Origin of the sequence: Enterovibrio gelatinilyticus (assembly GCF_028683095.1) — a bacterium.
GTDB classification, from domain to species: Bacteria; Pseudomonadota; Gammaproteobacteria; order Enterobacterales; family Vibrionaceae; genus Enterovibrio; species Enterovibrio gelatinilyticus.
On sequence record NZ_JAJUBC010000001.1, the window covers coordinates 321057 to 333090 of the forward strand.

The 12034-nt window shown below is 46.7% G+C and carries 9 protein-coding genes; 6 read left to right on the plus strand and 3 right to left on the minus strand.

Features of this window, described 5'->3' with window-relative positions; all coding sequences use genetic code 11:
- The first annotated feature begins 59 nt into the window (after positions 1 to 59).
- The 3 genes from LRP50_RS01365 (at position 60) to guaD (ending at position 5068) form a co-directional block, all read left to right on the plus strand.
- Positions 60 to 2009, plus strand: coding sequence for a bifunctional diguanylate cyclase/phosphodiesterase (locus LRP50_RS01365; RefSeq protein WP_274162720.1), 1950 nt, complete (start codon positions 60 to 62; stop codon positions 2007 to 2009).
- Positions 2010 to 2402: 393 nt separating this feature from the next.
- Positions 2403 to 3707, plus strand: a complete 1305-nt coding sequence (locus LRP50_RS01370) for a solute carrier family 23 protein (protein WP_274162721.1) — start codon at positions 2403 to 2405, stop codon at positions 3705 to 3707.
- Positions 3704 to 5068 (plus strand): guanine deaminase, encoded by a 1365-nt coding sequence (guaD, locus tag LRP50_RS01375; protein WP_274162722.1) that lies wholly within the window; start codon positions 3704 to 3706, stop codon positions 5066 to 5068. Before LRP50_RS01370 ends, guaD begins: the two co-directional genes overlap by 4 nt.
- Positions 5069 to 5165: 97 nt before the next feature.
- Here guaD and LRP50_RS01380 read toward each other — a convergent pair whose 3' ends face one another.
- Entirely contained in the window at positions 5166 to 5981 is an 816-nt protein-coding gene (locus LRP50_RS01380) for an SDR family NAD(P)-dependent oxidoreductase (protein WP_274162723.1), read from the minus strand.
- Positions 5982 to 6179: 198 nt separating this feature from the next.
- Here LRP50_RS01380 and LRP50_RS01385 point away from each other — a divergent pair, with 198 nt between their 5' ends.
- Together LRP50_RS01385 and LRP50_RS01390 are read left to right on the plus strand one after the other, a co-directional pair.
- Complete coding sequence (locus LRP50_RS01385; protein WP_274162724.1) at positions 6180 to 7088, plus strand: LysR family transcriptional regulator; 909 nt, start codon at positions 6180 to 6182, stop codon at positions 7086 to 7088.
- Between the two features lie 355 nt (positions 7089 to 7443).
- Positions 7444 to 8355 (plus strand): 2OG-Fe(II) oxygenase family protein, encoded by a 912-nt coding sequence (locus tag LRP50_RS01390; protein WP_420791166.1) that lies wholly within the window; start codon positions 7444 to 7446, stop codon positions 8353 to 8355.
- A 683-nt stretch (positions 8356 to 9038) separates the two neighbouring features.
- On the opposite strand, the gene hchA is transcribed toward LRP50_RS01390, so the two are convergent.
- Complete coding sequence (hchA, locus tag LRP50_RS01395; protein WP_274162726.1) at positions 9039 to 9890, minus strand: glyoxalase III HchA; 852 nt, start codon at positions 9888 to 9890, stop codon at positions 9039 to 9041.
- 57 nt (positions 9891 to 9947) lie between these two features.
- A complete protein-coding gene (locus LRP50_RS01400) occupies positions 9948 to 10889 on the minus strand; it encodes an NADP-dependent oxidoreductase (RefSeq protein WP_274162727.1) in 942 nt (313 codons plus the stop codon).
- Positions 10890 to 11044: 155 nt separating this feature from the next.
- Here LRP50_RS01400 and LRP50_RS01405 point away from each other — a divergent pair, with 155 nt between their 5' ends.
- Positions 11045 to 11977, plus strand: a complete 933-nt coding sequence (locus LRP50_RS01405; RefSeq protein WP_274162728.1) for a LysR family transcriptional regulator — start codon at positions 11045 to 11047, stop codon at positions 11975 to 11977.
- Positions 11978 to 12034 lie beyond the last annotated feature (57 nt).

Below are 12034 nucleotides of genomic sequence, written 5' to 3' on the forward strand. Positions count from 1 at the left end.
ATCACGGGTATTGCGACTTGGAGGACGAGTAGTCCAAGCCCCAAAACATGGAATTGAACATGACGATAACCAATAAAATAACGATTGTTGTGGTTGGGATTCTCCTATTCCTGTGCTCTGTACTAGCAGTGGCCGAATTTGCTATTAATCTTGCCTTTCTCAAGCAAGAAATTCAGCTCCACGCAAAAAGTGCAATGCAGAACATGAGTGTTGCTTTGATCCCTATTCTAGAAACAGGTGACCGAGAAAAAAGTGACATCTTTTTCTCAACCGTCATGTCCGAAGGCACATTGCTGAAAAATGTTACCCTGCAGTGGATGTTTGAAGGGGATTTACAGCAATGGTCGTATGACTCGGATGTGAGTCAAAAGGTGCCCGAATGGTTTATGTCTCTTGGTTTTATTGAGCCAATCTGGATGACCTCTACGATCAATAACGGTTGGACAGATTTAGCAACATTATCCATCACGGTCTCGTCCGATCACGCCTATTTGGCGCTTTGGGAGTTATCAGGGCCTTTCACGCTATTCGCCATCTCTGTCATCGTTATCGCAACCTTGCTTGTTCGATATACGCTAAAGCGCTCCCTCTCCCCGGTACTAAAAATTACCAAAGAAGCCAAACGCATTGCACAATTCGATTTTTCGGCGAGATTACCTACCCCCAAAGCCAGCGATCTCTCTGAACTGACCACTGCTTTCAACGAAATGTCGTCCCAGCTCCACGGTTTATTTGAAACACTTAATGAAGAGATAAATGCGCTCAGGCAGAAATACTTGTTTGATCAGCCATCTGGGTTCCCAAACAGAAGCTTCTTTATGCGACAACTGGAAAGTTGGCTTTCAGATGGGGACTGTGGTGTGGTCATGCTCATCAACCTTAAGTGGCTAAAAGAAGACCATCGCAGTGAGGGGGCGAAGAGTGTAAATGATTGCATGCGTTCTTTGAACATAGCACTTCAGAACGTTATTCCACGTTCTCACGATGCATTTGGCGCAAGGCTTGGTAAAGCTGAGCTTGCTGTTCTTATCCCGAGCGTTCATGAAAAAGAGGCAAGAGCGATATTGAGCAGACTCATTCGCGCGTTTAACAATGAAGTATTAAACAATGGGTTACCCACCGCGAATGCATTCATCATTGGTATCGCCGAAAAACAAGGAGGCGATACCTTATCTTCTCTACTGTCACGAGCCAATGACGCTTTGCAACATGCAGAGCGATTCCAAGCTGTTTTTCACTTTTCAGAAACTGAGCACGAGTTTTCACAGACCACGTTGAACACACAACTTGAGGAAGCCGTAAATAACGAAGCCTTCAGTTTGATGGTGCAGCCTATTCTTTCCAGTGCGTCTCACCAAACCCAACATTATGAGGTTTACGCCCATATCCAACTGGAAAATAAGTCAGTTCCTGCATCGAATTTAATTTCAGACCTTTCACGATTCTCGCTTTCTACTAAATTTGACCAATCTGTCATATCACTCGCAATAGACATATTGAAAAATGACGAAGCCATTCCGCCGCTTTCAATCAATTTGACGCCCAGCAGTGTCAAAGATCTGAAGGTAATATCATGGGTAATCAACAAAGTTCGAAAAAACAAACTCAAAGATCGTATCTACTTTGAATTTGCCGAGGTACTGGTTTGTCTGCACCTTAACGACTGTGAAAAAGCATGTGCGATGATGAAAGAAGAAGGCATTCACTTTGGGATAGATAGGTTCGGGCAACATTTGTCCTCAATCACCTACCTAAGGTCCTTGAAGCCTGATTTTATCAAATTAGACCATTCGTTTTTGGAACACAGTGATGACGACAATAACCATCTTCTACTTAAACCTATGATAAAGATGGCATCGAGCCTTGGGATAGACGTGATAGTGTCAGCCGTAGAATATCAGCAGCAATTGAAGTTGTTCTCCGATACAAACATCGATGGTTATTTTGGCTATATATCCCCCCCAACTCCCATTGAAGGGATATCGTCTCACGTTGCCAAAAGTGCGTAATAATGCGCGTGCGCCCAGCTCATCAGTCTAGATTGTTATATACATTCTAAACGCCCTGCTGAGCAGGGCGTTTTCTATTTCATCAAGCTTGAATGAGCCAATCGTCGATACTCCTATGCATTATAAATACTGAATTAGACAATTTGTCTGTTTCGGACAAATGGATACGACGTATCCACTTAATTCTGCTCCCAACATCCTAACATGCCTACAAAACCACCACTCAAACACGCAATCGGAAGATATCGATAAAAACCCATACGCAAACGATTGCCTTCCTTCAAAAAGCGAGTAAGATGCGCGCCAATTTCAAGGTGTTACTGACGTTGGTTGCTCACCAAAGGGCCAAGTGTACGCCTGCTGATTTCTAGACTCACTTTGGTACTAAAACCTATGAAAACTGCTGTTCCACTGAATATCGATGAAAAGATCTCTCTGCCGAAATCTTTGTCTCTTGGCGCACAACACGTGTTGGCGATGGACCTTTATATCGTCCCTATCATCCTCGCCGGTCTCATATCTCTTTCTGTTGGCGATACGTCTTCTCTCATCCAAATGACGTTTATCGTCGCGGGTCTGTGTACCATCATCCAATCTGGATTCTTACTCAAATTACCTGTCATGCAAGGCCCCTCTTACATTCCTATCGGCGCCATTGCCGCAATTGGTAAATCTATGGGTATGGGCGCAGTGTATGGCGCGATGATCCCCGTCGCGATTTGTGTTGCACTACTCGGTCGCCCTTTGAACCTGTTCAGTAAATTGGTTAAAACCTTCGTACCCCCAATCGTCGGTGGCACAGTAATCATCGTGGTGGGTATCTCTTTGTTGCCCGTGGCATTCAATGGCATTTACACCGCTGACCGTCCTGCTGAGAACATTCTTATCGCTATGGCGAGTATGTTCTCCCTAAGTGCGTTCATTTTACTTGGCTGCTTTATTAAGCAACTGCATTGGCTTCGTTTGGCATCCGTTCTAGGTGCCATTGTTGTTGGTACACTAGTGGCTGCATCAATGGGCATGGCTGATTTCTCTGCCGTATCCCACGCCGCATGGATTGAGCTTCCAAGCTTGCTGCCGTTTGGCAAACTGGTATTCGACCCGCTCGCTATCATGACGCTATTGTTCGTCACCATGATCGTACTGGTTGAAACCACAGGCACTTGGTGCGCGGTTACAGCGGTTACGGGCTCTAATTTGGATGACAACCGTTTGAATCGCGGCGCAACGGGTGAAGCGGCAGGTCAATTTATCTGTTCCCTACTGGGCGGAAGTCCTGTGACAGGTTATTCCACCAATGCGGGAATCATCGCTGTAACTGGCGTGGCTTCACGTCGCGCGATTATCGCAGGCGGCTTTATTCTTCTCGTTCTTGGCCTTGTTCCAAAGCTCACTAGCCTGATTGCTTCCGTACCGCATGCGGTGATTGCTGGCATATTTGCGGTTATTTGTGTGGTGATTGCCATGAACGGTTTTCGCGTTGTCCAGAACATACAGCTTACCGAACGCAACATGCTGGTGATCGGTTTGCCTATTATGCTTGCGCTGGGAGCGGTTCTGATGCCTCGTGAAATCATTTATGCGCTCCCTGAACTCGTGGGATATTTGGCGAACTCAGGCATTGCCATTGGTGCGCTGGCTGCGGTTATTCTCAATTTCATTCTTCCAGAAGAAGCATCACAAGAGGCCAAGGCATGATTAACATGACTGAGATTCAATTCGGCATTTTGGCGGACACTTTCCATGCCCCTGTAAAAGGCGAGTTAACGTTCATTCCAGACTTCTTGATCCTTGTTGATTTACGTGGCGACATTGTAGCTACCTTCCATTCTGACGATGTGGATTATAGCGTTCATCTGAACGCATTATGCGACTCACTGAAGCTGATCACCGTTGAGAAAGGCCAGTACCTGATGCCAGGTTTGGTTGACTTGCACTGTCACGCTCCGCAGTGGCCACAAGCTGGAAAAGGGTTAGATCTGCCGCTTTACGATTGGCTCCAAAACTACACTTTCCCACTGGAAAACCGTTATAGCGACTTGGCATTTGCTGAAACGGTATACCAAGACGTGACCCGCACACTTTTGGCGAACGGAACCACCAGCGCAATGTATTTTGCGTCTATACATCGTGAAGCCTCAGAACTTCTCGCAAACATCAGCCTTGAACAGGGCCAACGCGCGTTCGTGGGCAGAATCAACATGGACAACGCGGAGCAATGTCCTGCGTTCTATTGCGAGTCATCTGTTGAGCAATCACTCGCTGACACGGAAGTATTCATTCACAACGTGCGAGGCATGAAAGGCAATGAACACGGCTTAGTGAAGCCAGTGATTACTCCTCGCTTCGTGCCTAGTTGCACCGAAACATTGCTCCGTGAATTGGGCAAACTGGTTCAGCACCACGATGTTCACATGCAAACGCATTGTTCTGAAAGCGATTGGGCACGGGATTATGCACTACAGCACTATGGTAAGTCCGACATTGAAATCTATGCAGAAGCTGGGTTGTTGAACAACAAAACTGTACTGGCACACTCGATTTTTCTGACCGACAACGACGTTGCTGTGATGAAAGAATTTGATGCGGGGATTGGCCATTGCCCGCTGTCGAATATGTATTTTGCCAACGCCGCCATGCACACCCGTGAATTACTAGATAGCGGCGTGAGCATTGGTTTAGGCAGCGATATTGCAGGCGCACCATCTCCTTCGATATTCCGCGCCAGTTTTGACGCTGTTACCCATTCTCGCGTTCGCGAAGACGGTGTAGATTCACGTTTGACGGCAGAGGAACGCGGCGTTGTTGGTTCGCGTGTTAGCTTTATTGAAGCATTCTGGATGGCAACCGCGGGCGGTGGGCGTGTGTTGAATGAAAAAGTGGGTCTATTCGAGAAAGATTTCCACTTCGATGCGCTCGTTATCAAACCGAGTGCTATGGGTAACCTGCGTATATGGCAGGATATGGACACCCCTCGCGATATTTTGGAGAAAATCGTGTCATTAGGCCAAAGCTGCGATATCGACAAAGTTTGGGTACAAGGCAAACAAGTTCGATAGCGTTTAAAACTCACGCCTAAACCACAAACAAAAACCTCCCCTGCTTGCGCATCGGGAGGTTTTTATTTTGCAGAATTACTCGCGCATTTATGACGATTTAGGATTGGATGCCAAGCTTGCCCAGCACCTCGTTCATTGCGACAACCAGTGCTTCATTCTTGTTTGAATCTAGGGCATCAGAATGCGGCCGAGTAAATGCGCCAATGTCATTGTCAAAGTAACGACCAGAAGCATCAGAAAACTTCTCACTCAGGGCTGCATCAACTAACACATCAGCACCAATGCTTAAGTCCTTGCCTTCAGAGCCGTAAGCCTCTTTGACCATTTTACTACCCAAAAATGACGCCGGATTGACAGCAATTAGAACGGGTGCATCCGACCCCAAGGTCTGAGCCAACAAGAAACTCCACATGGTGATAGCTAATTTGCTCTGTGCATAAGCAGCGTTATCAGACAATTCTTGTCTGCCTCTCAGCGCCTCCAAGTTCACAGGTGCTTGAGCCGCCGAAGACAAGTTCACCACGCGACTGTCTGCGTCCATCAAGGGCATCAGTGCTTTGGTCAGCACATAAGGTGCCAATGTATTAACCATAAAGCGCACGTCGTAGCCATCTTTGGTCACGGCAGTCGGCACTTTAAATACGCCAGCATTATTGATCAGCACATCGATGCTTGAGTACTTCGCTTTAATTTGTTCAGCCATCGTAACCACTTGAGACAAATCCGACAGGTCAGCCAAATAGGTATCAAACTTTGCATTCGGGTAAGCATCAGCCAGTGCAAATTTTGCCTGTTCTAATTTGGCACTATTACGACCATGCAACAACAGCGTGTGGCCGTCGGCTGCCAGCTTCTTCGCCGTTTCAAAGCCGATGCCATCTGTGGCGCCTGTCAATAATAGGGTCTTTTTCATCATGCTCTTCCTTTAATCATTGTTTGGTACGCGGCCTTTTCCTGATCGAGTATATCAATCAGACGTGGATTCGCACTCTATCCTCCAAACGCTCGTACATCAGGTGTTCAACGAATTAATGGAACGAGTCTAATACTTTGGTTAAAGTGTATAAATGACAGATAAATAAAATCAGAATTCGGATTTTGGAGATAATAGATGAACACCAATAGCATCAAGTTATTTGTTCTCGCCGCAGAAACGCTGAACATCAGCGCTGCAGGTCAGCAGCTTGGGCTTGCCCCTTCTGTCGCAAGTGCTTGGCTGTCCAAACTGGAAATGGAAGTCGGTGCGGATCTTTTTCATCGAACCACCCGCAAAGTAACCCTATCTATTGAAGGCACCGAGTTTCTCCCTTACGCCAAAGAAATCTTGGCGCAGCAAGAAGCCGCTTTTGCCGCATTAGGTCGCGGTAATCCCGATGTCAGTGGCACGTTACGATTTGCCGCTTCCAGCACATTCGCACAACACTATGTCGTTCCAATCCTTGCAGAATTTCTAGCACGCTATCCTAAAATCAACGTGGAACTGATGCTCTCGGACACTCAGGTCAAACTCATTGAAGGGGGTTATGATTTGGCATTGCGCAACCTTGCTGCCGAAGACAGCAGCCTGATTGGCCGACGCCTTGCCAGCGATACCCGAGTCCTTTGCGCATCGCCCGAGTATTTAGCGGCCAAAGGCACTCCGCAAGCACCAGAAGATCTCATTGAGCATCAACTACTGGTATTTATGAAATCCAAATCCAGAAAACTGATCGCCAGCAACGGCAAGCGAGAATGCACATTTCCCCCAGCGAGTGCCAAACCAAGAGTTGTTTGTGATGATGGCGCCAGCATACGCATCGCCGCTAAAGCCGGCGTCGGTATCTGCATGAGTTCGATCTGGAATATCCACAACGATCTAAAAGACGGTACTCTAGTGAGGGTTCTTCCTGACTATCATGTTGATGACCAAAGTTCCGTGTGGCTGGTTTACCCTAAATCCAATGTGCTGACAGCCAAAGTTCGCGTCTTTATTGATTATCTCGTTGAGAAAATTGGTAAACCGCCAGTGTGGGAACAATAAATCCGGTAAACGGCGAATAATAGGGCGGTTCAAGTTACTCAGCGATGCGCCGCCCTAGTCTTCCGGCTAGTTCCTTCGACAGCTATCTACTTGAACACAAGAATGCTGAACAGATGCACGCTCAAATATAACGCTACCACCACTTCTTCTATCTACTCTTTCTCTATCATCGCCTATTTATTATCGTTGCCTTCTTATTATCTTCTAAATCAAAATAGTGATTCCTTAATTAGCTAATTTATTCGTCTTTTGAAGTGAATTACACTTCTCCCATCCAAAATTGTTAGCCGATAATCGGCGACTGTTTAGCAAAAGGAGAAGCGAGATGAAAAACACGGCCACTCACAACGACAACGTGACTTATGATCCCCTCACTGAGGCTCGCGCGCTAGCATTGCCTTCTCGCGAATCCATGTTGCAGCGTGCACCATCGGTCAAACGTTTCTGGGACACCAACACCCATTTGCTCACCGAGGCTTGGCGAGCATGGGAAACGAGTGAAGAATCACCTAACTTCGAGCCTGACACATCACTGCTCGACCCAAAACTCAGAGAAGCCGTTGAGCAAGCATGGCTTGACCCAACGAAGGAAGTCGCCGTCCAAGATCTCTGGGAAGAGGTATCTGCCGGCGTCTACCAGGCGCAGTTCTTTGACCCAGAGCGTCTAGCCGATCTGCGTGAATATCTTGAAGCAGTGGCTGATGCAGGTATTCCCACGCGTCCACCTTACGGAATCGCGCTAAATCGCCATGGTGCCATGCTCGACCCACGTTCTGAGGGCTATTTAGCTGCGCCAGCATTTCAAGCGTTTTACCGACAAGTCATGGATCAATACATGCGCCCTATCGCAAGACTATTGTTCCCCGACGTGATGGGTTATGACAGCCAGACTTTTGGCTTTTCGATTCAGTATCAGGTAGGAATAGACACATCACTGCAACCACATACTGATGCCAGTGCAGCGACGTTGAATATCAATATGAACTTGCCAGATGAATCGTTCGCAGGGTCGGAAGTTGATTTCTATGACAGAGTCTCGGGCGAGGTGAAACGCATCACGTTCAAACCGGGTACTGCGATGCTCCACAGAGGTAACATACCTCATGCGGCTCATCCTATTACCAGCGGCACGCGAAGCAACATGGTGCTTTGGCTATACGGTGACCGAATGCAAATCCCGGTTGCTGGCCAACACATTGAGCAAGTCGATGCCAAGCTGCGATGGACTATACCCGCGGATGAAGCAGACAAATTTGCGCCGTTCTAGTCCGTAAATAAATGCCGATGAACGTCATATAATGATCCGATAAATAGGCCAAGTTCGACACTATAACCAAACAGTATCAGTATTGACGATACCTTTTGTGTTTATCTTTGTGGAACAAGGGGAACCAATGATATTGGTTCTCGCCTTCCTCTTTTTTTGTGGTTTTTTCTACGATCATTTCCGTTATTTGTTTAAGGTTGATCATTGGTACCGTAAACAGATAATCGCGATCTGCTCTATCACAGTGGTAGCTGGCTTTCTTATCAATCCCAGTGTTGTAGCTATATTTTCGGGGGCTTGGATGTTTGCGTTAGCCATGAAAGCAAATGAGAGATACCAAACATTAGATTTCTAATGCCCTTGTCCAATGGCGTTCTTTTTTAAACATAAAACGATAAATCAAAGGCAGTTGCTCACCTGCAACTGCCTCCGTTGGATTCACTACCGAGGTAAATTTAGCCGAGCTTCCCCATCACTCAAGGTCAATGGCTGGCGATAGTGTAATGTAGTTAACAACATTACACTCATTCAGTAAACCAAGCTTGAAACTAGCATGCTATGTTGAGAGTGCGTAAAAACAACATTTTCTCTATCGATCACGTAAAGATTAGATAGACGATGTCTCTTTCGTCTGTCTCTTCTCTCACTGTTCACGACATGACCAAGATAAGTACAGGTGAACCTTACAACGCATCTAACAAAGTGCTAGCGGCTAACTTCCCAAGTGCATCTGCAGCCTGTGGACTTGCACCTGTAATAAGTTGTCGATCTACACAGACCGTGTTGTCAGATTTGGTGTTCATCAGGGTCACACCCAAGCTCTCAAGTTTCTTGCTCAAGCCCAAAGACATTTTGCCCGGTAAATACCCCAACTTTGGTGTCATATCATCAACAGAGTCTGGGAATACCGCCATGTTGTAACCGGCATAGAGAAATTCTTTTCCCTCCAATGCCGTAGCAAGCAAAGAAGCAGGACCATGGCAAAGTGAAATAGTGAATAAGCCATTCTCGTTTGCCCAATGTAAGACTTTACCCACGTTAACGTCATCTGGAATACCCAGCATAGCGCCGTGTCCACCCGGTACAAAAACCGCTGCAAAGTCATCATTCTGGCTCAGCGAGGTGCTGACGAAGTCCTGCAATGAACCGGGTTGTTCAAAGCGTGATTTGTACTCGTTGTAGATTGCCTTAACATTCTCGTCTTTCTCTGGGAATGCCCACATTTCAAATACAACGGGTTTACCCGTAGGGGTAACGATATCAAAATCGAAGCCTGCATTTTTTAAATGCAGCATAGGCAATAAGGCTTCAACTGGGTGGTTACCCGTAGAGAACAGTTTGCCATTTTGCATTTCCATGTTCTTTTGTTCGGTGAAAATCACCAACACTTTTGAACGGTGACCTTGGTACGGTTTATAGCTAACGTGGTCGTAATCCGTTTTGTCGGAAGTAGCTAGCTTCAATGCCAGTTTTGACGGTGAATAAGACCCGTCTGATTCGAGCTTTGGCGCAAGGCCCAACAACTTTTTTAACATATCCCAATTCCCTCAATAGCGGTTTGCTAGAATGGGCATCACAGCCCCAATGCGACATTACGCAGAAACATTAATAATAATTTTGCCTTGCGCTCGACCTGTCTCACTGCGTGCATGAGCTTCAGCCACTTGATCTAAGGTGAATTCGCTATCAATGTTTACTGTCAATTGACCCGCATCAGCGAGTGCAGCTAACTTTTCCAACTGAGCACGGTTTGGCTGAACAAAGCAAAAAGAAGCCTTCACACCAAATTCTGCCGCTTTATCTTCTTCTGGTGATTTAGCAATCGACACTAAACGCCCGCCGCTTTTCAGCGTCTTAAAGCTGTTATCTTGTGTTTCTCCACCGATGGTATCAAACACGACATCCAAGTCTTCAAGTGTTGAAAAGTCTACTTCACGGTAATCAATTACATGATCAGCACCAAGACCGAGTACAAGTTCAGAGTTTCGTGAAGAGGTCGTGGTATATACCGTTGCTCCACGTAACTTGGCGAACTGAATAGCAAATTGACCCACAGCGCCAGAGCCGCCATGAATAAGTACACGCTCGCCAGCTTTCAATTGAACGTATTCGTCCAATGCTTGCCAAGCCGTCAATGCGGCAAGTGGCACACCCGCCGCTTCTTGCCAACTTAGTGAATCAGGTTTAATTGCCACTTCATCAGCAGCCACCGTGACGTACTCAGCATAGGTGCCGTTGTTGGCAATTTCTGGTCGGCTATAAACCGAATCGCCCACAACTAGACTTGTCACATTTTCACCTATCGCCACGACTTCACCAGACACATCCCAACCAAGTGTTAATGGGAGCGTATGATTGAGCAAAGGCTGCAAATAACCTTCTCGAATTTTCCAATCAACAGGATTTACCGACGCTGCACGCACTTTGATCAATACTTCGTTTGCCCTGGGTGCTGGAATCTCAACCGTGTTCAGCGCCAGCACATCTCGACCGCCAAAGTTGTTAATCTGTACTGCTTTCATCACATTGCTCATCAATCATCTCCTTGGGTTTTGTTTATATACCCAAACTACCTAAAGGCGCTGAGCATCAATGTGAAGAAATAATACACACCCTTTACTGCCTTGATTAGATACTAAACCATCACTATATTGTTTACTTAAAAGAAACAATTAAAGCGAAAATGGCAATGTTAAATGAAAGAATGCAGGAATTGGTTCTATTTTCTCACATAAACCGACAAGGCAGCTTATCAGCGGCGGCACAGCATTTGGGGATCAGTCGATCCTCCGTTAGCAAACAACTCGCTGCACTGGAAAAAAAGATTGGAGCACGACTTTTCAACCGAACGACGCGCAAAATCATGCTCACAGACGTTGGGCGAAAAGTACTGCAAGAGGCTCACAATGTTGAATTAGCACTCCAACGTATCGAACACATTAGTGAAGACTCTCGCTCCGTGGTGGCTGGAGAACTAACGGTGTCATGTCCCGCCGCACAAGGCCGAATACACATTGCGCCATTAATGACAGAATTTCTAAATCGCTACCCGAGTGTATCGGTCAATTTGCAGTTGGAAGACCGCGTCGTCGATATGGTTGCCGAAAACATTGATGTGTCAATTCGTGTGGGGTATTTGCCCGACTCAACGTTAATTGCGCGGAAGCTGAGTGATGTGTCTTGGGTGCTTTGCGCCAGCCCAACCTATTTAGAGACTGCACCTTCATTAGATAAACCGTCAGATTTACTCAATCACCCTTGCCTCTACTATCGCAGCGCCAAAGTCACGATGAATACCTGGTCATTTAGCAGTAACGACGGTGAAGAGGAGATCACAGTGTCAGGCCCCTTTGCCGTAAATGATCCTGGCGTTCTGGTCTCGGCGGCCTTAGATCATGCCGGAGTGCTACTGCTCGACAAAGGATTATTGGGGAGCACCATTGAAGAAGGCAAGCTGGTGCCCTTACTTGAAGAGTATCAAGCCATCGGGGGTCTTCCGACCTATGTGGTTTACCCTGAAAGAGAATACATCCCTGCGAAAACGAGGGCATTGGTAGACTTCTTATTGGAGAAAGTCCCAGCGGCTATTCATCGTGCCCACGAGATTCGCTCGCTAACCTAACATCGATGTCATCGGGCAGTTGTTTTTACACAACTGCCTTTGCTGTTCACTGTCACA